The sequence below is a fragment of the Streptomyces sp. NPDC053560 genome (assembly GCF_044544605.1).
Lineage (GTDB): Bacteria > Actinomycetota > Actinomycetes > Streptomycetales > Streptomycetaceae > Streptomyces.
This window is the reverse complement of the sequence record NZ_JBITXI010000020.1, coordinates 59,009-81,662: the sequence shown is the minus strand read 5'-3', so window position 1 is coordinate 81,662 and position 22,654 is coordinate 59,009. Positions and strand designations below refer to the sequence as shown.

At 71.5% G+C, this 22,654-nt stretch carries 22 protein-coding genes; 8 read left to right on the top strand and 14 right to left on the bottom strand.

Annotated elements, in window-relative coordinates:
• Positions 1–231: 231 nt before the first annotated feature.
• The 7 genes from ACIGQF_RS35555 to ACIGQF_RS35525 all read left to right on the top strand — a co-directional run bounded on the left by ACIGQF_RS35555 (position 232) and on the right by ACIGQF_RS35525 (position 8,472).
• On the top strand, positions 232–1,392 hold the full coding sequence (locus tag ACIGQF_RS35555; RefSeq protein WP_399719260.1) for a mandelate racemase/muconate lactonizing enzyme family protein: 1,161 nt from the start codon (positions 232–234) through the stop codon (positions 1,390–1,392).
• Positions 1,389–2,390, top strand: a complete 1,002-nt coding sequence (locus ACIGQF_RS35550) for a zinc-binding dehydrogenase (protein ID WP_399719257.1) — start codon at positions 1,389–1,391, stop codon at positions 2,388–2,390. The genes ACIGQF_RS35555 and ACIGQF_RS35550 overlap by 4 nt, the downstream gene beginning before the upstream one ends.
• A 61-nt stretch (positions 2,391–2,451) precedes the next feature.
• Positions 2,452–3,555, top strand: a complete 1,104-nt coding sequence (gene chvE / locus ACIGQF_RS35545; RefSeq protein WP_399719254.1) for a multiple monosaccharide ABC transporter substrate-binding protein — start codon at positions 2,452–2,454, stop codon at positions 3,553–3,555.
• A gap of 38 nt (positions 3,556–3,593) precedes the next feature.
• A complete protein-coding gene (mmsA, locus tag ACIGQF_RS35540; RefSeq protein WP_399719413.1) occupies positions 3,594–5,129 on the top strand; it encodes a multiple monosaccharide ABC transporter ATP-binding protein in 1,536 nt (511 codons plus the stop codon).
• A gap of 8 nt (positions 5,130–5,137) precedes the next feature.
• Complete coding sequence (mmsB, locus tag ACIGQF_RS35535; RefSeq protein WP_399719252.1) at positions 5,138–6,373, top strand: multiple monosaccharide ABC transporter permease; 1,236 nt, start codon at positions 5,138–5,140, stop codon at positions 6,371–6,373.
• Between the two features lie 44 nt (positions 6,374–6,417).
• Positions 6,418–7,584 carry an aldose epimerase family protein gene (locus tag ACIGQF_RS35530; RefSeq protein ID WP_399719249.1) on the top strand — a complete coding sequence of 389 codons (1,167 nt, stop codon included), beginning with the start codon at positions 6,418–6,420 and terminating at the stop codon, positions 7,582–7,584.
• A gap of 81 nt (positions 7,585–7,665) precedes the next feature.
• Entirely contained in the window at positions 7,666–8,472 is an 807-nt protein-coding gene (locus tag ACIGQF_RS35525) for a pentapeptide repeat-containing protein (protein ID WP_399719247.1), read from the top strand.
• A 41-nt stretch (positions 8,473–8,513) separates the two neighbouring features.
• Here ACIGQF_RS35525 and ACIGQF_RS35520 read toward each other — a convergent pair whose 3' ends face one another.
• The 14 genes from ACIGQF_RS35520 to ACIGQF_RS35455 all read right to left on the bottom strand — a co-directional run bounded on the left by ACIGQF_RS35520 (position 8,514) and on the right by ACIGQF_RS35455 (position 20,966).
• On the bottom strand, positions 8,514–9,272 hold the full coding sequence (locus tag ACIGQF_RS35520) for a sirohydrochlorin chelatase (protein ID WP_399719410.1): 759 nt from the start codon (positions 9,270–9,272) through the stop codon (positions 8,514–8,516).
• Positions 9,273–9,352: 80 nt separating this feature from the next.
• Positions 9,353–10,279 carry an ABC transporter permease gene (locus ACIGQF_RS35515; protein ID WP_399719244.1) on the bottom strand — a complete coding sequence of 309 codons (927 nt, stop codon included), beginning with the start codon at positions 10,277–10,279 and terminating at the stop codon, positions 9,353–9,355.
• On the bottom strand, positions 10,266–11,069 hold the full coding sequence (locus ACIGQF_RS35510) for an ABC transporter ATP-binding protein (RefSeq protein WP_399719241.1): 804 nt from the start codon (positions 11,067–11,069) through the stop codon (positions 10,266–10,268). Before ACIGQF_RS35510 ends, ACIGQF_RS35515 begins: the two co-directional genes overlap by 14 nt.
• A 36-nt stretch (positions 11,070–11,105) precedes the next feature.
• On the bottom strand, positions 11,106–12,230 hold the full coding sequence (locus tag ACIGQF_RS35505) for an aliphatic sulfonate ABC transporter substrate-binding protein (RefSeq protein ID WP_399719238.1): 1,125 nt from the start codon (positions 12,228–12,230) through the stop codon (positions 11,106–11,108).
• A gap of 241 nt (positions 12,231–12,471) precedes the next feature.
• Positions 12,472–13,806 carry a sulfate adenylyltransferase subunit 1 gene (locus tag ACIGQF_RS35500; protein ID WP_399719235.1) on the bottom strand — a complete coding sequence of 445 codons (1,335 nt, stop codon included), beginning with the start codon at positions 13,804–13,806 and terminating at the stop codon, positions 12,472–12,474.
• A 2-nt stretch (positions 13,807–13,808) separates the two neighbouring features.
• Positions 13,809–14,765: a sulfate adenylyltransferase subunit CysD gene (gene cysD / locus ACIGQF_RS35495; RefSeq protein WP_399719232.1), complete on the bottom strand. Its 957-nt coding sequence runs from the start codon at positions 14,763–14,765 to the stop codon at positions 13,809–13,811.
• Positions 14,762–15,295, bottom strand: a complete 534-nt coding sequence (cysC, locus tag ACIGQF_RS35490; protein WP_399719229.1) for an adenylyl-sulfate kinase — start codon at positions 15,293–15,295, stop codon at positions 14,762–14,764. The genes cysD and cysC overlap by 4 nt, the downstream gene beginning before the upstream one ends.
• 40 nt (positions 15,296–15,335) lie before the next feature.
• Complete coding sequence (locus tag ACIGQF_RS35485) at positions 15,336–16,037, bottom strand: phosphoadenylyl-sulfate reductase (RefSeq protein WP_399719226.1); 702 nt, start codon at positions 16,035–16,037, stop codon at positions 15,336–15,338.
• The gene (locus tag ACIGQF_RS35480; RefSeq protein WP_361565413.1) at positions 16,034–16,216 is read right to left on the bottom strand and encodes a hypothetical protein; all 183 of its coding nucleotides are present in this window, start codon (positions 16,214–16,216) and stop codon (positions 16,034–16,036) included. The genes ACIGQF_RS35485 and ACIGQF_RS35480 overlap by 4 nt, the downstream gene beginning before the upstream one ends.
• On the bottom strand, positions 16,213–17,904 hold the full coding sequence (locus ACIGQF_RS35475) for a nitrite/sulfite reductase (protein ID WP_399719222.1): 1,692 nt from the start codon (positions 17,902–17,904) through the stop codon (positions 16,213–16,215). Before ACIGQF_RS35475 ends, ACIGQF_RS35480 begins: the two co-directional genes overlap by 4 nt.
• A 221-nt stretch (positions 17,905–18,125) precedes the next feature.
• Positions 18,126–18,209, bottom strand: coding sequence for a putative leader peptide (locus ACIGQF_RS35470; protein ID WP_351598321.1), 84 nt, complete (start codon positions 18,207–18,209; stop codon positions 18,126–18,128).
• 131 nt (positions 18,210–18,340) lie between these two features.
• The gene (locus ACIGQF_RS35465) at positions 18,341–18,907 is read right to left on the bottom strand and encodes a GNAT family N-acetyltransferase (RefSeq protein WP_399719220.1); all 567 of its coding nucleotides are present in this window, start codon (positions 18,905–18,907) and stop codon (positions 18,341–18,343) included.
• 67 nt (positions 18,908–18,974) lie between these two features.
• Entirely contained in the window at positions 18,975–19,496 is a 522-nt protein-coding gene (locus tag ACIGQF_RS35460) for a cytochrome P450 (RefSeq protein ID WP_399719218.1), read from the bottom strand.
• 162 nt (positions 19,497–19,658) lie between these two features.
• Complete coding sequence (locus ACIGQF_RS35455; protein WP_399719215.1) at positions 19,659–20,966, bottom strand: GAF domain-containing protein; 1,308 nt, start codon at positions 20,964–20,966, stop codon at positions 19,659–19,661.
• A gap of 406 nt (positions 20,967–21,372) precedes the next feature.
• Here ACIGQF_RS35455 and ACIGQF_RS35450 point away from each other — a divergent pair, with 406 nt between their 5' ends.
• Positions 21,373–22,581, top strand: coding sequence for a YihY/virulence factor BrkB family protein (locus tag ACIGQF_RS35450; protein WP_399719212.1), 1,209 nt, complete (start codon positions 21,373–21,375; stop codon positions 22,579–22,581).
• Positions 22,582–22,654: the final 73 nt, after the last annotated feature.

Genomic DNA, 22,654 nt, shown 5'->3' with positions numbered 1-22,654 from the left:
GTGCGCTCCTGACAGGCTGTTCGAAATGCCGGACAGTGCTCGGGATATCGCCCGGTGAGGATGACGTCAGCCCTGTCGCCCCGTCAACACCCCTGCGTATCCGGGAAATCCGTGCCGTGACCGTTGACACCGCTCGCGTCGTGGCATTACCTGTCTCGCAGCATTTCGAACGTCTGACGAAATCTCGAACATGAGCAGTCGGACACCGCGAGCCGTGAAGGGGCACTTTCCGTGCGCATCACCGGAATCACCACTCATGTCGTCGGCACGCCCTGGCGCAACCTGACGTACGTCCAGGTCCACACCGACGAGGGGCTCACCGGCGTCGGCGAGACCCGCATGCTCGGCCACACCGACGCGCTGCTGGGCTACCTCCGGGAGGCGGAGGCCAACCACATCCTGGGCTCCGACCCGTTCGCCGTGGAGGACCTGGTGCGCCGCATGAAGTACGGCGACTACGGGCGGGCCGGCGAGATCGTGATGTCCGGCATCGCCTGCGTGGAGATGGCCTGCTGGGACATCAAGGGCAAGGCGCTGGGCGTGCCCGTCTGGCAGCTGCTGGGCGGCAAGGTCACCGACAGGGTCAAGGCGTACGCCAACGGCTGGTACACCACCGAGCGCACCCCGGAGGCGTACCACAAGGCCGCGCAGGCGGTCGTCGAGCGCGGCTACCGGGCGCTGAAGATCGACCCGTTCGGCACCGGCCACTTCGAACTCGACCACGAGCAGACCGTGTACGCGGTCTCCCTCATCGAGGCGGTACGGGACGCCATCGGGCCCGAGCGCGAGCTGATGCTGGAGATGCACGGCCGGTTCAGCCCGTCCACCGCCGTCCGGCTCGCGCACGAGATGGCCCCCTTCAAGCCCGCCTGGCTGGAGGAGCCGGTGCCGCCGGAGAACCTCAAGGCGCTGGAGAAGGTCGCCGCGAAGGTCGACATCCCCGTCGCCACCGGCGAGCGCATCCACGACCGCATCGAGTTCCGCGAGCTGTTCGAGTCGCAGGCCGCCGACATCATCCAGCCCGACGTCGGCCACCTCGGCGGCATCCTGGAGACCCGCAAGCTCGCCGCCACCGCCGAGACCCACTACACCCTGATCGCGCCGCACAACGTCGGCGGCCCTGTGCTCACCGCCGCCTCCCTCCAGGTCGCGGGCTGCACCCCCAACTTCAAGATCCTGGAGCACTTCAACGACTTCGCCGACGCGGAGATCAAGAAGGTGGTCAAGGGCGCCCCGCAGGTCGTCGACGGCTACTTCGCACTGCCCCAGGCACCCGGCCTCGGCGTCGAGCTGGACACCGAAGCGGCCGCCGAGTTCCCGCAGCAGCAGGCCCGCTTCGACCTCTGGGCGGAGGGCTGGGAGAAGCGCGACCCCGCCGGGACCGGCCGGTGACCGGCCGCGCGCTCGTCCTGGACGGGCCCGGCGCCTGCCACCTCACCGATGCCGCACCGGCCGCCCCCGGGCCCGGTGAGGTACGCGTCGCGGTGCACGCCTCCGGTATCTGCGGCAGCGACCGCGAGCTGTGGGAGGGCCACCGGCCCGCCGACTACGTGCGGTACCCGGTCATCCCCGGCCACGAGTGGTCCGGCACGGTCGAGGCGGTCGGCGCCGGCGTACCGGAGGCCCTGCTCGGCCGGAAGACCGTCGGCGAGGGCTTCCGCAACTGCCAGGTGTGTGCCCGCTGCCACGCGGGGGAGACCACGCTGTGCACGGCCGGGTACGAGGAGACCGGGTTCACGCAGCCCGGCGCGATGGCCGACACGCTCGTGCTGCCCGCCCGGCTGCTGCACCCGCTCGCCGACGGGGCCGACCTCACGGCCGCCGCGCTGCTGGAGCCCGCCGCCTGCGTCGCGGCCGCCGCACTCAAGGCGGAGGCACGGGCGGGGGACCGGGTCGCGGTGGTCGGCACGGGCACGCTCGGCATGATCGCCGTACAGTTCCTCGCCGCCGCCTCGCCCGCCGAACTGCTGGCCGTCGGCAGAGGACGGGAGCGGGAGAAGCTCGCGCTCGGCTTCGGGGCGACGTCCTTCCGTACGGCGGACGAGCCGCTGCCGGACGACTTCGACGTGGTGATCGAGGCCGCCGGGTCGGCCGACGCGGCCCGCACGTCGCTGGGGCTGCTGCGGCGCGGTGGCCGGCTGGTCCTCACCGGCCTTCCGGCCGCGGGCGCCACCGGCCTCGACCCGACCGGCCTGGTGGTCCGCCAGGCCGAGGTGCGGACCGTCTTCGGCGCTCCGCCCGCCGCCTGGGCCCATGCCGTACGCGCCTTCGACGCCGGACTGCTCGACCTGCTGCCCCTGGTCACCCACCGCCTGCCGCTGGACGCCTTCGCCGAGGCGATCGAAACCGCCGGCCGGCCGGGCGCGGGGAAGGTGCTGCTGCACCCGTAATCGCCGCCCGCCCGCCGGGCACCTCGACGCGCTCCGCTCCACCACCCGAAGGGAACCGACCATGCCCACCCGCAGACGAGCCGCCGCCCTGGCCGCCGTCCTCCTCATCGGCTCGCTCACCGCCTGTGGCCAGGAGGCCCGCGGCGGCAGCCGCTACGTCCCGGAAAAGGGCAAGGGCGGCACCATCGGCCTGGCGATGCCCACCAAGTCCTCCGAGCGGTGGATAGCCGACGGCAAGAACATGGCCGAGCAGTTCCGGAAGGCCGGGTACAAGACCGACCTCCAGTACGGCGACGACAAGGTAGAGAACCAGGTCGCCCAGCTCGAGAACATGATCGCGAAGGGGCACCGGCTGCTGGTGATCGCCGCGATCAACGGCTCCGCGCTCACCGACGTCCTCCAGCGCGCGCACGACGCGGGCATCCCCGTGATCTCCTACGACCGGCTCATCCTGGGCACGCCGTACGTCGACTACTACGCCTCCTTCGACAACGAGAAGGTCGGCCGGCTCCAAGGGCAGTACATCCTGGACCGGCTGAAGCTGAAGAAGCCCGACAAGAACGCGGACGAGCACTACAACATCGAACTGTTCGCCGGTTCGCCGAACGACAACAACACGAAGTACTTCTGGGGCGGGGCCATGAAGGTCCTCGATCCCTACTTCAAGTCCGGTCAGCTCGTGGTCCGCAGCAAGCAGACGGAGATGAACCAGGCGACCACGCAGGACTGGAACGGCGGCATCGCGCAGAAGCGCATGGACGACCTCATCAGCAAGAGCTACGGCGACGAGAAGGTCGACGCGGTCCTGTCCCCGTACGACGGCATGTCCATCGGCATCATCTCCGCGCTGAAGAGCGCCGGGTACAGCGGCAAGGAACTCCCGGTGGTCACCGGGCAGGACGCCGAGCTGGCCTCGGTGAAGTCCATCAACAGGGGCGAGCAGACCCAGACGGTCTTCAAGGACACCCGCAAGCTCGCCAAGCAGGCCGTCCAGATGGGCGACGCCGTGCTCACCGGCAAGAAGCCGGAGGTCAACAACACGAAGGACTACGACAACGGAAAGCGGGTCGTCCCGGCCTACCTGCTCGATCCGGTCTCCGTCGACAAGTCCAACACCGAGCTCCTCGTCGACGAGGGCTACTTCACGGCGGGGCAGCTCAAGTGACGGGCCACGGCACGGCGTCGGAGCGCCCCGTACTGGAGATGCGCTCCATCACCAAGACGTTCCCCGGCGTCACGGCTCTCTCGGACGTGAACCTGACCGTGCGGCCCGGCGAGATCCATGCCGTCTGCGGCGAGAACGGCGCGGGCAAGTCCACGCTGATGAAGGTGCTCAGTGGCGTCCACCCGCACGGCAGTTACGAGGGCGAGATCCGCTTCGCGGGCGAGCCGGTGGCCTTCAAGGACATCAACGCCAGCGAGCGGCGCGGCATCGTGATCATCCACCAGGAGCTGGCGCTCGTCCCCTTCCTGTCCATCGCCGAGAACATCTTCCTCGGCAACGAGCAGGCCAAGCGCGGCGTCATCGACTGGCCCACGACCCTCAGTGGCGCCACCAAGCTGCTCAGGCGGGTCGGGCTGCGGGAGAACCCGCAGACCCCCGTCGCCGACATCGGCGTCGGCAAGCAGCAGCTCGTGGAGATCGCCAAGGCGCTGTCCAAGGAAGTCCGGCTGCTCATCCTCGACGAGCCGACCGCGGCCCTGAACGACGAGGACAGCGCCACCCTGCTCAACCTCATCCGCGAGCTGCGCGACCAGGGCATCGCCTGCATCATCATCTCCCACAAGCTCAACGAGATCCGGGAGATCGCCGACGCGGTGACGATCCTGCGCGACGGCCGCACCATCGAGACGCTGGCCGTGCGGGAGACCCCGGAGGCCGAGCCGGAGCTGTCCGAGGACCGCATCATCCGCGGCATGGTCGGACGCGACCTCGACCACCGCTTCCCCGACCGCACCGCGTACGAGGGGGAGGACGCCGGGGAGGTCGCGCTGACGGTACGGGACTGGACCGTGCGCCACCCCGTCGACCGGACCCGCAAGGTCGTCGACGGCGCGTCGCTGACCGTCCGCCGCGGCGAGATCGTCGGCATCGCGGGCCTCATGGGCGCGGGCCGTACCGAACTGGCGATGTCCGTCTTCGGCCGCTCGTACGGGGTCCACGAGGGCGGGACGGTGACGGTCGGCGGCCGCGAGGTGAACACCGCCACGGTGCCCGCCGCCATCGCCGCCGGCATCGCGTACGTCACCGAGGACCGCAAGCAGTACGGCCTGAACCTCATCGACACCATCCACCGCAACGTCTCGCTCGCCTCGCTGCGCGGCATGACCCGCCGCGGCGCCGTCGACGAGCACCACGAACGGTCCGTCGCCGAGCGCTACCGCACCTCGATGAACATCAAGGCGCCCACGGTCTTCGAGCAGGTGGGGCGGCTCTCCGGCGGCAACCAGCAGAAGGTCGTGCTGAGCAAGTGGATCCACGCCGACCCCGAGGTGCTGATCCTCGACGAGCCGACCCGCGGCATCGACGTCGGCGCCAAGTACGAGATCTACACCGTCATCGACCGGCTCGCGGCACAGGGCAAGGCGGTGCTCTTCATCTCCTCCGAACTGCCCGAACTGCTCGGCATGTGCGACCGGATCTACACCATGGCCGAGGGCCGGCTGACCGGTGAGGTCGCCCGCGCCGAGGCGACCCAGGAACTCCTGATGCGCCAGATGACCAAGACCAGAAGCTGAGGCCCGCCATGACCACCACGACCACTCCGCCCAAGGACACCCCACCGGCCGCCGCGGGCAGCGCCGCGCGGTCCGCCGGGGCCGTGCTGCTGCACAGCGTGCGCGCCAACATGCGCCAGTACGGCATGCTCACCGCGCTGGCCTTCATCATCATCCTGTTCCAGATATGGACCGACGGCACGCTGCTGCTGCCGAACAACGTCTCCAACCTGATCCAGCAGAACAGCTACATCCTGATCCTGGCCATCGGCATGATGATCGTCATCATCGCGGGCCACATCGACCTCTCCGTCGGCTCACTGGTCGCCTTCGTCGGCGCCATGGCGGCGGTGATGATGGTCAAACAGGACGTGCCATGGGTGCTCGCGCTGGTGCTGTCACTGCTGATCGGCGCGGTCGCGGGCGCGTGGCAGGGCTTCTTCATCGCCTACGTCGGCATCCCGTCCTTCATCGTGACGCTGGCCGGCATGCTGCTCTTCCGCGGCCTGACACAGATCGTGCTGGAGGGCCAGTCCATCGCCCCGTTCCCCGAGGGCTTCCAGGACCTGGCCAAGGGCTTCATCCCCGAGATGGGCCCGTACACCCAGTACCACAACCCCACCCTCGTCATCGGCCTGGTCACCATCGTCTTCCTGCTGCTGCGGGAGTGGCGCGACCGGCGCCGTCAGCTCGCCCTGGACCTGGACGTCCTGCCCACCGGGCTGTGGGTCACCAAGTGCGTCGCGCTCACCGCGGCCGTCGTCGCCTTCACCCTGACCCTGGCCAGCTTCCACGGCGTGCCGGTCGTGATGCTGGTGATGTGCGCGCTCCTGCTCGGCCTCGGGTACGTCATGCGCAACGCCGTGATCGGCCGCCATGTGTACGCGCTGGGCGGCAACAAGGCGGCCGCGAAGCTCTCCGGCGTCAAGGACAAGCGCGTCACCTTCCTGGTGTTCGTGAACATGGGCGTACTGGCGGCGCTCGCGGGATGTGTGTACGCGGCGCGGCTGAACGCGGGCACCACGCAGGCGGGCCTGAACTTCGAACTGGAGGCGATCGCCGCTTCGTTCATCGGCGGCGCCTCGATGAGCGGCGGCGTGGGCACGGTCATGGGCGCCGTGATCGGCGGCCTCGTCCTCGGCGTCCTCAACAACGGCATGTCGCTGGTCGGCGTCGGCACCGACTACCAGCAGGTGATCAAGGGCCTGGTGCTGCTCGCCGCGGTCGGCTTCGACATCTACAACAAGCGCAAGGCCGGTTCTTGATCAGCAGGTGCCCGACCCCGCCCGGATTTCCCGAGGAGACAGCCATGACGACCAGCAGACGTACCGTGATGGCCGCGGCGGCGGCCGGGCTCGCGGCGACCGCCGTCGGCGCCGGACCCGCCTTCGCCGCGGCGCCCGCCGCCGGCGGCACCGGCCGGCCGCGCAAGGAGCACTTCGGCACCCTGCCCGACGGCACCCGCGTCGACCGTTGGACGGTCGAGAGCGGCGGGACGCGGCTGGGCGTGCTGTCCTACGGCGGCATCGTCCAGACCCTGGAGATCCCCGACCGGCACGGCCGCCCGGCCAACGTGTCGCTCGGCTTCGACAATCTCGGTGACTACCTGACCGCGGGCACCTACTTCGGTGCCCTGATCGGCCGCTACGGCAACCGCATCGCCCGCGGCACCTTCACCCTGGACGGCCGGACGTACCGGTTGCCCGTCAACGACGGCCCGAACAGCCTGCACGGCGGGGACAAGGGCTTCGACACGCGGGTGTGGGACGTCGAGCCGTACGCCGGGAACTCCGGCACCGGTCTCACACTGCGGCGGGTCAGTCCGGACGGTGAGATGGGGTACCCGGGGACCCTGACCGTCCGCGTCGACTACGTCCTCGACCGGCGCGGCGACCTCCGCATCTCGTACGAGGCGACGACGGACCGGGCGACCGTCGTCAACCTCACCAACCACACCTACTTCAACCTCGCGGGCGAGGGGAACGGCGACGTCCTCGGCCACACCCTGCGGATCGCCGCGTCCCGCTACACCCCCGTCGACGAGACCCTCATCCCGACCGGTGAGCTGCCGAAGGTCGCCGGCACCCCCTTCGACTTCCGGCGGGCCAAGCCGATCGGCCAGGACATCCGCAAGGGCGACGAGCAGCTCGTCTTCGGCGGCGGCTACGACCACAACTACGCGCTGGACAAGGGCGTCACCGCACGCGCCGAGCACGCCGTGACCCTCGCCGACCCGGTGTCCGGGCGCACCATGGACATCGCCACCACCGAGCCGGGCGTGCAGTTCTACAGCGGCAACGGCCTGGACGGCACCCTGCGCGGCACCTCGGGCGCGCTCTACCGGCAGGCCGACGGCCTCTGCCTGGAGACCCAGCACTTCCCCGACTCGCCGAACCGGCCCACCTTCCCCACGACCGTGCTGCGTCCCGGGCGGGCCTACCGGACGACGACGGTGCACTCCTTCGGGGTGCGCTGAGCCGGACGCGGTGGGGGACAATGGACGTTCGACCGGGCGCGGCAGGGGCCGCGCCCGCCGGTAGCAGGAGAACGAACCGTCATGTCCCCAGCCGCCCTCCAGGCGGACTGCGCCCAGTGCTTCGGCCTGTGCTGCGTCGCGCTGCCCTTCGCCGCCTCGAACGACTTCGCCGCGGACAAGGAGGCCGGGACGCCCTGCACCAACCTCCGGGCGGACTTCCGCTGCGGCATCCACGACCGGCTGCGCGACAAGGGCTTCCGCGGCTGCACGGTCTTCGACTGCTTCGGCGCGGGGCAGCAGGTCTCCCAGGTCACCTTCGGCGGCCGGGACTGGCGGCAGCACCCGGACACCGCCCGGCAGATGTTCGCGGTCTTCCCCGTCATGCGGCAGCTGCACGAACTGCTCGCGTACGTGTCGGAGGCGCTGGACCGGCCCGAGTGCCGGCCCGTGCACGCCGGGCTCCGCACCGCGCTGGCGGACCTGGAACGGCTCACGACCAGTCCCGCCGACGTGCTGGCGGAGCTGGACACCGAGGCGGTCCGCCAGGAGGTCAACGCCTCGCTGCTGCGCGCCGGGGACCTGGTACGAGCGGCCGTTCCCGGCAAGAAGAAGAACCACCGCGGAGCCGACCTCTTCGGTGCCCGGCTGCGGGGCGCGAATCTCCGGGGCGCGAGCCTGCGCGGCGCCTGCCTCGTCGCCGCCGACCTGAGCGGTGCCGATCTGCGGTCCGCCGACCTGATCGGCGCCGACCTCCGGGACGCGGACCTGAGCGGCGCCGACCTGACCGGCAGCGTCTTCCTCACGCAGATCCAGCTGAACGCGGCCAGGGGAGACGCGCGGACGCACCTGCCCGAGCAGCTGGTCCGGCCGGCGCACTGGCAGGAGTGACGGCCCCCGGGCTCAGGCAGCCGGCAGGCGGTGTCCCGGGCTCAGGCGGTCAGCGCCGGCGCCGGGCGACGCAGCGCCTCGGCGTACCGCAGGGCCAGCAGGTGCGCCAGCTCCGGAGCCGGGCCCAGCACGTCGGCGAGCACGTCAGCGCCCGCCTCCCGGGCCCCGGCCACGATCCGGTCCGGCAGCCGGCCCGGCGCGATGACGTACGGCGCCACGGCGATCCGCTCGACGCCCTCTGCCCGCAGTTCCCGCACGGCGTCCGCCGTGCGGGGAAGGGATGCGGAGGCGAACGCAGGCCGCACGGCACACCAACCAGTGGTGCGCCGCCACTCCCGCGCGATTTCAGCGATCACTGCGATCGCCTCCGGGTCTGAGGAGCCCGCCGAGGCCAGTACGACCCCGGTCGAGGCACGGTCGGCGGGGTCGAGCCCCGCCTCGGTGAGCCGCCGCTCCAGCGCGCCCACGAGCAGGGGCGCCGGGCCGAGCACGTCGGCCTGCTGGACGGACAGCCGGGGCAGCCGCGCGCACGCCTCACGCAGCACGGCCGGGATGTCGGTCTTGGCGTGGAAGGCGCGGGTCAGCAGCAGCGGCATCGCCACCACGTCCCGTACGCCGTCCGCGTGCAGCCGCTCCAGCACCTGCGGCACGCTCGGCGCGTTGAAGTCCAGGTAGCCGACCTCGACGCGCAGCTCCGGGTGGAGGTCGCGGACCCGTGCGCACAGCGCGCCGACGGTTGCCGCGTGGCGCGGGTCCCGGCTGCCGTGCGCGATCACCAGCAGCGCGGGCCGCGCGCGCAGCCCGCACCGGCCGGCGGCCGAGGCGGTGCCGGGGGTGGGGGCGAGCAGGTGGGGTCGCATGGTGGTTCCGTTCGGAGGGGTCAGCGGGAGTTGGCGAGCAGGCCGCGGCTGCGCAGCACGCGGCGCTCGATCGGGGCGAAGATCAGCAGTTCGATGCCGATGCCGACGATCAGGATGAGCAGGATCGCGCCGAGCACGAGGGACATGTCGGAGCCGACCCGCCCCTGGTCCAGCAGCTGGCCGAGGCCCGCGCCCAGGTCGGGCGAGGTGGCGATCAGCTCGGCGGCCATCAGCGAGCGCCAGGAGAACGCCCAGCCCTGCTTGAGCCCCGAGATGTAGCCGGGCAGCGCGGCGGGCAGCAGGACGTGGCGTACGCCCTTCATGCCGGTCGCGCCGATCGTCCGGCCCGCGCGCAGGAACAGCGGCGGAATCCGGTCCACGCCGGAGACCAGGCCGTTGGCGATCGACGGCACCGCGCCCAGCAGGACCACCGCGTAGATGGTGGCGTCGGTGATGCCGAACCAGATGATCGCGGCCGGCACCCACGCCACCGACGGCAGCGACTGCAGTCCGGAGAGGATCGGGCCGATCGCCGCGCGCACCGGGCGGACCCGGGCGACCAGCAGGCCCAGCGGCGTACCGATGAGGAGCGAGGCGACGAAGCCGAGCGCGCCGCGCGAGACGGACTCCCACACGTAGCTGAGGAGCGTGCCCTCCAGCCACTTCTCGCGGAGCGAGCCCCACACGTCCACCGGGCTCGGCAGCTGGTAGTGCGGCTTGACCTCGAAGTGGTAAGCGAGCTGCCAGAGCGCCAGCACGATGACGACGGCGATGACCGGCGGCAGGACCTTGGAGACCAGCGTACGCAGCACGGGCTGCCGGCTGACGACCTTGGTCTCCAGCGCGTCCAGCCCGGCCTCCAGCCCGGCGGTCTCGGCCCCGCGCGCGCCCGCCGCCTTGGCGTCGGCCGCGTTGGGGGTCTCGGTGGTGGTGTCAGTGCTGGCCATGGCGGCGGATCTCCCCACGGAGCTGTTCGGTGATCTCTACGGAGAGTTCGGCGACGGCGGCGTCCTCGATGCGGCGCGGCTGCGGGATGTCGACCTCCCACTGCCGGGCGATGCGCCCGGGCCGGGAGGACAGCAGCACGACCCGCTCCGCGAGCCGCACGGCCTCGCGGACGTTGTGCGTGACGAAGAGGACGGACACGTTCGTCTCTTCCCAGATGCGGGTCAGCTCGTCGTGCAGCACGTCGCGGGTGATCGCGTCCAGCGCGGCGAACGGCTCGTCCATCAGCAGCAGCCCACTGTCCTGGGCGAGCGCGCGGGCCATCGCGACCCGCTGCCGCATGCCGCCGGACAGCTCGTGCACCCGCTTGCCGTACGCGCCCTTCAGGCGGACCAGCTCCAGCAGCCGCTCGGCCTCGGTACGGCGCTCGGCGCGCGGCATACCGCGCAGCTTCAGGGCCAGTTCGATGTTCTTGCCGGCGGTGAGCCAGGGGAAGAGCGCGTGCTCCTGGAACATCAGGGCCGGGCGGCTGCCGGGCACGTCGATGGTCCCGGCGGACGGCTTGTCCAGCCCCGCCACGAGGTTGAGCAGCGTGGACTTGCCGCAGCCCGACGCGCCCAGGAGGCAGACGAACTCGCCCGGCGCGACATCGACCGTGATGTCGTCCAGGACGTGCTGCTCCGCGCCGGGGCGGCCGAAGGACTTCGAGACGTGGTCGATACGCGCCGCGTAGCCCGCCGTCTCCGTCGTGCCGGCCGTGGCGGCCTGCTGGGTGAGGGTAGGGGTCGTCATCGGTGTCACCTCCTGGGGACCGTACGGATCGATCGGTTACTGTGCGCCGAGCCCGGCGGCGCCGACCGGTGGCCTGCCCTCGGCCTTGAGGACCTTGTTCAGCAGCCGGAGGTCGTAGATGCCGCTCAGGTCGGGCTTCTTCAGCAGCCCGGCCTTGACCGCGTGCTGTGCCTCGTCCTTGAGGGTGGAGGCCAGCGGGTCGTCGGTGACCTGCACGTTCCGGAAGGCGTTGTTGAGTACCCGGTCCGGCAGCCGGGTGCCGGACACCTTCGGGTCGCCGAGCGAGGTGTTGACCGCCCGGGCCGCCTCGCCCGGGTGGCCCTTGATCCAGTCGTTGGTCTTCACCGAGCCGCGCAGTACGGCCTCGACGGCCTTGGGGTGCTCCTTGAGGAACTGCTTGCGGACGATGATGTTCGTGATGACGAACTTCCCGTCCTTCCACAGCTGCTTCTCGTCCAGCAGCGTCCGGCCGCCCTGGGCGACCAGCTTGGCGGCGGTCGGCTCCGGCACCCACGCGCCGTCGACGCCGCCCTGCCGGAAGGTGTTGGGGATCTCCTTGTTGTCCTGCCGGAAGACCCCGACCTCGCCCTTCCCGGTGTCCGGGTCGACCCGGTAGCCCTTCTCGCGCAGGTAGTTGAGGAGGGCCACATCCTGGGTGTTGCCGAGCTGCGGGGAGGCGATCCGCTTGCCCTTGAGGTCCTTGAGCGACTTGATCTTCTTGGGGTTCACCACGAGCGACACGCCGCCCGAGGCGGAGCCCCCGATGATCTTCAGGTTGTTGCCGTGCGACTGCACGTAACCGTTGACCGCCGGTGACGGCCCGATCCAGCCGATGTCGATCGTGCCCGAGTTCAGCGCCTCGATCTCCGAGGGACCGGCGTTGAAGATGTACGGCTTGACCTGCGTGCCGCCCAGCTCCTGCTGGATGAAGCCCTTCTGCCGGTCCACCATGGGCGTCGCGTGCGTGACGTTCCCGAAGTAGCCGACCTTGACCGCGTCCAGCCCGTCCGTCTTCGGCCCCTTCGCCGCCACCGGCGCGGTGCTCTTCGGCGCCTTGGACCCGTAGCCGCACGCCCCCAGCGCCCCGATCAGCAGCGGGACGGCGGCGGCCGCCGCGAGGACGCGGCGAGCGGTCGTACGGGGGCGAGCGGAGGGCAGCACGGGAGGTTTTCCTCTCGGTGGGCCGGGGCGGTACGCGCCCCTCTAGGGCGCGCCCGGCAGGTCGGGTGATCTTCGGAAGGGTCCGGCGGGCAGGGCGGAACGGAGCGGCGTCAGCGCACACATCGGCCGACTCCGCCCTGCCCTCCCCCCAACTCCGTTCGGGGGGACCCCCAGCCCAGGGCCCCGGGCCCTACGCGGCCGCCCTCCTTCGCGAACGTCGAGAACGCCTCGCCCGCCATGATCAGAAGTCCCAGCCGTCGTCGTCGGCCTCGGTCTTCACCGGCTCCGGCGCGGCGAAGGACTCGCCGACCATGCCGGCGGTGAGCGTCGTGCCGTCGTTCGGGTCGATCAGGATGAACGAACCGGTACGCCGCGAGTCGGCGTAGGAGTCGACCGGCAGCGGCTCGGCGGTACGGATCTTGACGCGGCCGATGTCGTTGGCGACGAGCTCACCCGGGTGCGGGTGCAGCGACAGGTCGGCGAGGGTCAGCCGGGACGGGATGTCCTTGACGATCGCCTTGACCGTCCGGGTGCCGTGCTTGAGCAGGACCCGGTGGCCGACGGAGAGCGGGTGGTCGGCCACGTGGCAGACGGTCGCCTCGATGTCCTGCGTGGTCGCGGGCGCGTCCGGGGTCGGCACGATCAGATCGCCGCGCGAGATGTCGATGTCGTCCTCCAGCAGGACGGTGACCGACTGCGGGGTCCAGGCGGCGTCGACCGGCTTGCCGAGCAGGTCGATCCCGCTGATCTTCGACTTCTTGCCGGACGGCAGCACGGTGACGTCGTCGCCGACGCGGAACGTACCGGCCGCGATCTGGCCCGCGTAACCGCGGTAGTCGGGGAGCTCGGGGGTCTGCGGGCGGATCACGACCTGCACGGGCAGCCGGGCGTGGCAGTGCGCCATGTCGTGGCTGACCGCGACGGTCTCCAGGTGCTCCAGGACCGTCGGGCCGCCGTACCAGTCCATGTTCGAGGACGGGTCCACGACGTTGTCGCCGGCGAGTGCGGAGATCGGGATCGCGGTGATCTCGGGAACGCCCAGCTCGCCGGCGTACGCGGTGAACTCCTCGGCGATGTTCGCGAAGACGGACTCCTCGTATCCGACGAGGTCCATCTTGTTGACCGCGAGGACGACGTGCGGGACGCGGAGCAGCGCGGCGATCGCGGCGTGCCGGCGGGTCTGCTCGACGACACCGTTACGGGCGTCGACGAGGATCACTGTCAGCTCGGCGGTGGACGCGCCGGTGACCATGTTGCGGGTGTACTGCACATGGCCCGGGGTGTCGGCCAGGATGAACCGGCGCCGCGGCGTGGCGAAGTAGCGGTAGGCGACGTCGATGGTGATGCCCTGCTCGCGCTCGGCGCGCAGACCGTCGGTCAGCAGCGCCAGGTCCGGCGCCTCCTGGCCGCGGCTGGCCGAGGCCCGCTCGACCGCCTCCAGCTGGTCGGTCAGGACCGACTTGGAGTCGTGCAGCAGCCGGCCCACCAGGGTCGACTTGCCGTCGTCGACGGAGCCGGCGGTGGCGAACCGCAGCAGGGTGGTCTCCGCGAGATCCTCGATCGTGATCGTGCTCATGGTTAGAAGTACCCCTCGCGCTTGCGGTCTTCCATCGCGGCCTCGGACATCTTGTCGTCGGCCCGGGTCGCGCCCCGCTCGGTGAGGCGGGAGGCGGCGATCTCGGTGATCACCGCGTCCAGCGTCGTCGCGTCGGAGTCGACGGCGCCGGTGCAGGACATGTCGCCGACGGTGCGGTAGCGGACCAGCCGGGTCTCGACGGTCTCGTCACCCTTGGGGCCGCCCCACTCGCCGGCCGTCAGCCACATGCCGCTGCGCCGGAAGACGGGCCGCTTGTGGGCGAAGTAGATGCCCGGCAGTTCGATGCCCTCGCGGGCGATGTACTGCCACACGTCCAGCTCGGTCCAGTTGGACAGGGGGAAGACGCGGACGTGCTCGCCGGGCGCGTGCCGGCCGTTGTAGAGCTGCCACAGCTCGGGGCGCTGGCGGCGCGGGTCCCACTGCGAGAACTCGTCCCGCAGCGAGAAGACGCGCTCCTTGGCGCGGGCCTTCTCCTCGTCGCGCCGCCCGCCGCCGAACACGGCGTCGAAGCGGTGCTGCTGGATGGCCTCGGTCAGCGGCACGGTCTGCAGCGGGTTGCGGGTCCCGTCCGGGCGCTCCTTGAGGGCGCCGCGGTCGATGTAGTCCTGGACGGACGCGACGTGCAGCCGCAGCCCGTGCTGCTCGACGGTGCGGTCGCGGTACTCCAGGACCTCGGGGAAGTTGTGCCCGGTGTCCACGTGCAGCAGGGAGAACGGCACCGAAGCGGGCGCGAACGCCTTCAGCGCCAGGTGCAGCATGACGATGGAGTCCTTGCCGCCGGAGAAGAGGATCACCGGCCGCTCGAACTCGCCCGCCACCTCGCGGAAGATGTGAACCGCCTCGGACTCCAGTGCGTCCAGGTGGGACAGCGCGTACGGAGAGTCGTCGCCCTCCGGTGCCGGACCGGTACCGGTGCGGGTCGTTGCTGCCGTCGTCATGCCAGTCCCCTCTCGGTGAGCAGCGCGTGCAGCGCCGCCGCGGACTCCTGCACGGTCTGGGTGTGCGACTCGATCCGCAGATCGGGCGACTCGGGAGCCTCGTACGGGTCGTCCACGCCGGTGAGCCCGGTGATCTCGCCCGCCGCCTGCTTGGCGTACAGGCCCTTCACATCGCGCTCGGAACACACCTCGACGGGCGTGGCGACGTGCACCTCCAGGTAGGGCGTGCCCTCCTGCTGGTGGCGCTTGCGCACCGCCTCCCGGCTGTCCGCGAACGGCGCGATCACCGGGACCAGCGCCTTGACGCCGTTGCTGGCCAGCAGTTCGGCGACGAAGCCGATGCGCTGGACGTTGGTGTGCCGGTCCTCCCGGCTGAAGCCGAGACCCGCGGAGAGGAACTCCCGGATCTCGTCGCCGTCGAGCACCTCGACGCGGTGGCCCTCGCCGCGCAGCGTCGCGGCCAGCTCGCGCGCGATGGTCGTCTTGCCCGCGCTCGGCAGACCGGTCAGCCAGATCGTGGCGCCCGTCATTCGTATCTCCTGAGTGTCCGTCATCGTGCGGTCAGCAGCCTTATCCGTGCAGTCCGCACTCGGTCTTGTTGCTCCCGGCCCAGCGGCCGGCCCTGACGTCCTCGCCCTCCAGCACGCGCCGCGTGCAGGGGGCGCAGCCGACGGAGGCGTAGCCGTCCTGGAGCAGCGGGTTGGTGAGCACGCCGTGTTCGTTGACGTAGGCGTCCACATCGGCCTGCGTCCACTTGGCGATCGGCGAGACCTTCACCTTCTGCCGCTTGGGGTCCCAGCCGACGACCGGGGTGTTCGCCCGGGTGGGCGACTCGTCCCGGCGCAGGCCCGTCGCCCACGCGTCGTACGCGGTCAGGCCCTCTTCCAGGGGCTTGACCTTGCGCAGCGCGCAGCACAGGTCGGGGTTGCGGTCGTGCAGCTTCGCGCCGTGCTCGGCGTCCTGCTCGGCCACCGACTGACGCGGCGTCAGGGTGATGACGTTGACGTCCATCACCTCCGCGACCGCGTCCCGGGTGCCGAGGGTCTCCGGGAAGTGGTAGCCGGTGTCCAGGAAGACCACGTCCACGCCGGGGAAGGCGCGCGAGGCCAGGTGCGCGACGACCGCGTCCTCCATCGAAGAGGTGACGCAGAAGCGCGGACCGAAGGTTTCTGCCGCCCACTTGAGGATCTCCAGCGCGGGAGCGTCCTCCAGGTCGCGGCCCGCCTGCTCGGCGAGCTGCTCCAGGTCGGCTGCGGTGGTTGCGGTGGTCACGACTCACCTCCGTCGGAAGGGGACTTGCCGGACGCGCCCGGGGCCAGCAGGCCCAGGAACTTGAGCCGGAACGCACGGCTGCAGGACCGGCATTCCCACGCCCCGTGGCCCTCCTCGGAGGGCCGCAGGTCCTCGTCGCCGCAGTACGGGCAGCAGAACGGGGCAGCGCGCTCACTCATTTGAGAGCACCCTCTTCGGCGCGGGCCGCCCACTGGGCGAACCGCTCGCCCTCGGTGCGCTCCGCCTCGAAGTTGCGCAGCACCCGCTCGACGTAGTCGGGGAGTTCGTCGGCGGTGACCTTCAGGCCGCGGACCTTGCGGCCGAAGCCGGCCTCCAGCGCCAGCGCGCCGCCCAGGTGCACCTGGTAGCCCTCGACCTGGTTGCCCTCGTCGTCCAGGACCAGCTGGCCCTTGAGGCCGATGTCCGCGGTCTGGATACGGGCGCAGGCGTTCGGGCAGCCGTTGAGGTTGATGGTGAGCGGCTCCTGGAACTCCGGCATCCGGCGCTCCAGCTCGTCGATGAGGGCGGCGCCGCGGCCCTTGGTCTCGACGATGGCCAGTTTGCAGAACTCGATGCCGGTGCAGGCCATCGTGCCGCGCCGGAACGGCGAGGGCTTGACCTGGAAGCCCAGCGCCTCCAGCCCGGCGACGAGCGAGTCGACCTGGTCACCGGCCACGTCGAGGATGATCATCTTCTGCTCGACGGTGGTGTTCAGCCGGTCCGAGCCGTGCTCGGCGGCCAGCTCGGCGATCTTCGTGAGCGTCTTGCCGTCGACGCGGCCGACGCGCGGCGCGAAGCCCACGTAGAAGCGGCCGTCCTGCTGCTCGTGCACGCCGATGTGGTCGCGCCACTTCGAGGAGGGCTCCTCGGGTGCCGGGCCGTCGACCAGCTTGCGCTGGAGGTACTCGTCCTCCAGCACCTGGCGGAACTTCTCCACGCCCCAGTCGGCGACCAGGAACTTCAGGCGGGCGCGGTTGCGCAGCCGGCGGTAGCCGTAGTCACGGAAGATGCCGACCACGCCGGCCCAGACGTCCGCGACCTCGTCCAGCGGCACCCAGGTGCCCAGGCGCTGGGCGAGCTTGGGGTTGGTGGACAGGCCGCCGCCGACCCAGAGGTCGAAGCCGGGGCCGTGCTCGGGGTGGTTCACACCGACGAACGCCACGTCGTTGATCTCGTGGACCACATCCTGGACAGGGGAGCCCGAGACCGCGGTCTTGAACTTGCGCGGCAGGTTGGAGAACTCCTTGCTGCCGATGTAGCGCTCGTGGATCTCGTTCACGGCCGGGGTGCCGTCGATGATCTCGTCGGCGGCGATGCCGGCCACCGGGGAGCCGATGATCACACGCGGGCAGTCGCCGCAGGCCTCGGTCGTGGACAGCCCGACGGACTCCAGCTTGTCCCAGATGGCGGGCACGTCCTCGATGCGTACCCAGTGCAGCTGGATGTTCTGCCGGTCGGTGATGTCAGCGGTGCCGCGGGCGTACTGCTCGGAGACCTCGCCGATGGCGCGCAGCTGGGCGACGGTCAGCCGGCCGCCGTCCACGCGCACCCGCATCATGAAGTACTTGTCCTCCAGCTCCTCCGGCTCCAGGACCGCGGTCTTGCCGCCGTCGATGCCGGGCTTGCGCTGGGTGTACAGGCCCCACCAGCGCATCCGGCCGCGCAGATCGTTGGGGTCGATCGCGTCGAAGCCGCGCTTGGAGTAGATCGTCTCAATGCGTGTCCGCACATTGAGACCGTCGTCGTCCTTCTTGAATTGCTCGTTGCCGTTGAGCGGAGTGTGGTGACCAACGGCCCACTGTCCCTCACCGCGGTGGCGTCCGGCCTTGCGGCGGGTCGTGGTGGGGCGTTCCGGAGTGGCGGCCATGGTGAATACGTCCTTCTCGGCGGCTGCAGGGGATGCGGTTTCAGGCACGGATGCACCCACTGTGACCTGCGAAGACGTGCCGGTTCACGACGCGTCGGAGCGCGCCTTGGCATGACTTGCCGGATCAGGGGTGGTCGCACGTCCGCGACGATGGGGACGGCGAGGAAAAGTCGGTGGAGCTGGGTGCTGTCAGGGGTGATGAGCCCCTGTGGGGTACAGCGTCAGCGCGCCTGACAGATGGCGCTGGACACGCGCGCAAGGTCGACGTGGCGCCGACTCACCAAGGCAATTCCAGCTCGAGACATGACGGAAGCGTGTCACGACGCTCTTGGGCCAGTCCACCGTTGTCCAGAATGCGGACGCAGATGTCTTATAGAGTGGGACGTTGTGGCGCCGGTCACGTTCCGTTTGCCGTGACCGGCGGACGGCGGGAGGTTCAGGCGCCCGGCCATGGGCCCGGCGAGGCGACCTCGGGCTCCTCCTCCACGGTGGTGTCGTACAGCCGGAAACCACGACGCCGGTAGTTGTCCATCGCGTACTGCCCGTCCTTGCTGCAGGTGTGCACCCACACCCGCTTCGTCGGCGCGCACTCCGGCCACCGCTCGGCCAGGTCCCAGGCGCGCGCGAGGCCGTACGAGAGCAGGTGGCCGCCGATCCGCCGGCCGCGGAACGCCGGTATCAGGCCGAAGTAGACGATCTCCACCGAACCCTCGGCGTCCGCCTGCAGCTCGATGAAGCCGGCCGGCGTCCCCCGCTCGTACGCCACCCAGGTCTCCGTACCGGGCCGCCCGAGGTGCGCCGCCCACTCCGCGTACGTCCACGGCAGCCGGTCGGTCCAGGTGACGTCCTGGCCCACCGCCGAGTACAGGAACCGGCTGAACTCCGGCAGCGGCGTCCCGGACCGGACGACCCGTACCTCCTGCTCGGCGGGCGGCCCGGCGGCGGGCACCAGGTCGGAGGGGGCGGTCTGCTCCAGGTACCAGGTGGTGACAGTGACGCTCATGGCCGTCACCCAATCATGGCGGGGACCGGCGCGGGCCGCCGGTCCCCGGGCACGCCGGGCCGTCGCCTCAGGTGAGGCGCACCGGCACCGCCACCGGGCCGCGGGACACGGCCGACTCGTGCCACCGGGTCCGTTCCGGTTCCGTGCCGAGCCGCAGCCCCGGAAAGCGCGCGAAGAGGGCGGGGAGGGCGACCGAGGCCTCCAGGCGGGCCGGCGGGGCGCCGAGGCGGTGGTGGATGCCGTGCCCGAAGGCGAGGTGGCCGTGGTCCTCGCGCGCGACGTCGAAGGTGCCGGGGTCCGCGTGCCGCCGCGGGCCGCGCCCCGCGCCCGGGAGCGAGATCATCACCGGCTCGCCGGCCGGTATCCGCACCCCGCCGATCTCCACGTCCTCGACCGGGAAGCGGTAGACGGCCATGACCACGCTGCCGTTCCAGCGCAGCGTCTCCTCCACGGCCCGCGGCCACGGCTCCGGCCGCTCCGCCAGCAGCGCCCGCTGCCCGGGATGGGGGAGCACGGTCAGTACCGCGCTGCCGATCAGGTCGACCGTCGTCTCGTGCCCGGCCATCAGCAGCAGCGCGAGCGTGCCCACCAGCTCCCCGGGCGACAGCCGGTCGCCGGCCTCCTGGGCCCGTACGAGCGTCAGCCGGTCCCGTCCGCCGCGAACAGTCCACGAGCCGAGCAGGGCGGGCGTGCGGAAGGGCGTGGTGTCCGCGCAGCGGCCGCGGCACCCGGGTCTCCGCGGTGGCGGAGCTCAGCCGTGGGGTGCGTGGCCGCGGGCCGTCAGGACGGAGGGGGCCGTGGAGTGGGGGAGGAGCGCTGTGGGGTGGGCCGGGCGGAGGAGTTCCACCTGGATGCCGTCGGCGAAGCGGTACGGGCGGTGCGTGAGGACGCAGCCGAGGGTGCGGCGGAGCCGGGACAGTTCGGCGCGGACCGTCGTCGTGCGGCGGTCCGTGCCGAACAGGTCGAGGGAGAGCTGCGCCGCGGTGCGCCCGTCGGGGTGCGCGGCCAGGGTGAAGAGCAGTTCGGCGTGGCGCGGGCTCAGCGCGTGCGACCAGCTGCCGGCCGGCCCGGCGACCGTCACCGTCCAGCGGTCCCGGCCGCTGAGGTCGAGCACCACCCGGCTCGGCCCCGGGTCCAGCGGCCCGTCGTCCCCGATCCGTACCAGCCAGCCGCCCGGCAGCGGCTCCAGCACGCAGCTGCCGTACCGGGGCAGCCATACCGGCCCGGCCTGCGGGGGCCTGGGCAGCGCGACCCGCTCCGGCGGAGCCGTGCCGACGGCCGCCGCCGTCCAGCCGTCCCGGTCCACCGCCAGCGCCCGGCCGCCGAGCCGGGCCAGCAGCGGCGTCGCGCTCGCCCGCAGCCGGTCCAGCGTCGCCAGATGACGGGTGCGCTGCTCGGACTCGGCGAGCCGGGCGACAGCGGAGACCAGCGGGAGGGTGGTCGGATGGAAGGAGTGGGCGGGGCCGCTGAGGTCGACCACGCCGAGCAGCCGCCCGTCGCGCGGGTCGTGCAGCGGGGCCCCGGCGCAGGTCCACTGGTGGTGGGTGCGGACGTAGTGCTCGGCGGAGTGCACGAGCACCGGCTGCCGGGTGACCAGCGCGGTACCGATGCCGTTGGTGCCGACCACGTCCTCCGTCCAGGCGGCGCCCGGCTCGAAGCCGTGCCGGTCGGCCATCCGCCGCACCGCCGCCGAGCCCTCGCGCCACAGCACGCGGCCCTCGGGGTCGGTCACCACCAGGATCTGCCGGGCGGCCTCGGCGGACGGCAGGAGGTGGGAGTGCAGCACCGGCAGCAGCTGCGCGAGTCCGGAGCGGTGCCGGCGCTCCTCCAGCTCGGTGCGGGACAGCGGCCGTTCGCGGCGGTCCCGGTCCGGGTCGAGTCCCGTGCCGAGCATCCGCCGCCAGGATTCCCCGATCACCGTGCGGGGGGCGTCGGGCGGCTCGTCCCCCGCGAGGGTGGCCTCTCGTACGGAAGCCAGCCGGCGGGCCGCTTCCCGGGAGTCCAGCGCCGTTGCCAGGACGGGGGTCCGGGTCCTGTCGTGGTGCCGTGTGCTCAACATCGCTCCGCTTGTGCAGTTCTGGTGATCGCCGCGGCCCATCGTGCCGGGGCACGGCCTTCGCAGAGTGCGGAATCGGCAGATCCGTTGCAACGTCGTGCAACGGTTGTCTTCCCCTGTTACGGGCGGAAAGGGTGGGTGCGAGCCGTCCCCGTGAACCGGTGGCCGGGCCCGTTCTGCGGGTCCGCCCGTGCCACGCCCGGCTGTCCCGTCGGAAGCGGTGCCGAGTCGGCGCGGCACCGCTTCCGAGCCGGGGCGTGGCGGCCGGACGCCGCGTCTCTCCCCCGAGCAGAGGCATGGCCCGGCCACCGCGCCCCCTCCGGCCGCCGCGCGCCCCGGCCCGTGGACGGGGCCCGACCGGGCCGGACAGGGTGCGAGTCGTACCTTTCGTGCCGGATACGGTGAGGAGGTGCAGCAAGCGAATGAACCAGCCGACCACCCCCGGGGCCGTCTGCACAGGGCTCGCGTCCTGTACCGCCACGTGTCCAAACGCCGCCTCGGCTGGCTGCTGCTCAAGGACACCGTCAACTCCTGCATGGAGTACCGCGTCACCGGACTCGCAGCGGAAGCCGCCTTCTTCTGCCTGCTCTCGCTGCCCCCGCTGCTCCTCGGCCTGATCGGACTGCTGGGCTATCTGGAGCCGTGGATCGGCCACGACACCATCGACGCCATCCGGCAGAACATCCTCGACGCGTCCGCCGCCGTCCTCTCCGACAAGGGCGTCGACCAGATCGCCCGGCCGCTGCTGGCCGACGTCTTCCGCGGCGGCCGCCCCGACGTCATCTCGATCGGCTTCGCCATCGCCCTGTGGTCGGGTTCGCGGGCCCTGAACGTCTTCGTCGACACCATCACGATCATGTACGGCCTGGAGGGCAAGCGCGGCATCGTCGCCACCCGCCTGCTGGCGTTCTTCCTGTACCTCATCGCGCTGGTCCTCGGCGCCATCGCGCTGCCCCTGATGGTCGCGGGCCCGGACACGGTCGTGCAGCTGCTGCCGGCCAGCGAGAACGCCGTCCGGGTGCTGTACTGGCCGGTGGTCCTGCTGCTCTCGGTCGTCTTCCTGACCACGCTGTACCACGTGTCCGTGCCGGTCCGCTCCCCGTGGCAGGAGGACATCCCCGGCGCGGTGGTCGCGCTCGCGATGTGGGTACTGGGCAGCCTGCTGCTCCGCGTCTACCTCGCCTCCACGGTCGAGGGGCCGACCATCTACGGCTCGCTCGCCGCCCCCGTCGCGGTCCTGCTGTGGATCGGCGTCTCGGCCTTCGCGGTGCTGGTCGGCGCGGCGGTCAACGCGGCCCTGGACCGGGTCTGGCCCTCGCTCGCCACCGCGGCGGGCCGCGCCGAACGCGAGGAGCGCCGCAAGGAGGAGGCCGAAGTGCTGCGCCGCGCCCGGGAGGAGGCCGAACGGGCGCACGAACTGGACGACGACGAGGACGAGGAGGACGAGGAGGAGGACACGGACGGCGGCCCGGACGGCGAACCGGGGCCCGAGCTGCCGTCGGAGTTCCCCGAGCGCTGGTCGAAGTTCCACCCCGTGCACCACGTACGCGCCCGCCTCCACCACTTCAAGAAGGACGCCCCGCGCCAGGACCCGCGCGACCGCGACGACCAGGGGTGAAACGGCGCGGCGCCCGGGCCCCGCTCACCGCCGCGCGCCGAACACCCGCGACGGTACGCGCCCGGCGTCGTCC

Excerpts from the sequence above, each read along its gene's own strand:
- ACIGQF_RS35465 (WP_399719220.1), bottom strand. The coding sequence starts at position 18,907 with ATGAGCGTCACTGTCACCACCTGGTACCTGGAGCAGACCGCCCCCTCC.
- ACIGQF_RS35480 (WP_361565413.1), bottom strand. The coding sequence starts at position 16,216 with ATGAGTGAGCGCGCTGCCCCGTTCTGCTGCCCGTACTGCGGCGACGAG.
- mmsA (WP_399719413.1), top strand. The coding sequence starts at position 3,594 with ATGCGCTCCATCACCAAGACGTTCCCCGGCGTCACGGCTCTCTCGGAC.
- ACIGQF_RS35530 (WP_399719249.1), top strand. The coding sequence starts at position 6,418 with ATGACGACCAGCAGACGTACCGTGATGGCCGCGGCGGCGGCCGGGCTC.
- ACIGQF_RS35470 (WP_351598321.1), bottom strand. The coding sequence starts at position 18,209 with ATGTCTCGAGCTGGAATTGCCTTGGTGAGTCGGCGCCACGTCGACCTT.
- cysD (WP_399719232.1), bottom strand. The coding sequence starts at position 14,765 with ATGACGACGGCAGCAACGACCCGCACCGGTACCGGTCCGGCACCGGAG.
- mmsB (WP_399719252.1), top strand. The coding sequence starts at position 5,138 with ATGACCACCACGACCACTCCGCCCAAGGACACCCCACCGGCCGCCGCG.
- ACIGQF_RS35500 (WP_399719235.1), bottom strand. The coding sequence starts at position 13,806 with ATGAGCACGATCACGATCGAGGATCTCGCGGAGACCACCCTGCTGCGG.
- ACIGQF_RS35475 (WP_399719222.1), bottom strand. The coding sequence starts at position 17,904 with ATGGCCGCCACTCCGGAACGCCCCACCACGACCCGCCGCAAGGCCGGA.
- chvE (WP_399719254.1), top strand. The coding sequence starts at position 2,452 with ATGCCCACCCGCAGACGAGCCGCCGCCCTGGCCGCCGTCCTCCTCATC.
- cysC (WP_399719229.1), bottom strand. The coding sequence starts at position 15,295 with ATGACGGGCGCCACGATCTGGCTGACCGGTCTGCCGAGCGCGGGCAAG.
- ACIGQF_RS35510 (WP_399719241.1), bottom strand. The coding sequence starts at position 11,069 with ATGACGACCCCTACCCTCACCCAGCAGGCCGCCACGGCCGGCACGACG.
- ACIGQF_RS35455 (WP_399719215.1), bottom strand. The coding sequence starts at position 20,966 with ATGTTGAGCACACGGCACCACGACAGGACCCGGACCCCCGTCCTGGCA.
- ACIGQF_RS35525 (WP_399719247.1), top strand. The coding sequence starts at position 7,666 with ATGTCCCCAGCCGCCCTCCAGGCGGACTGCGCCCAGTGCTTCGGCCTG.
- ACIGQF_RS35515 (WP_399719244.1), bottom strand. The coding sequence starts at position 10,279 with ATGGCCAGCACTGACACCACCACCGAGACCCCCAACGCGGCCGACGCC.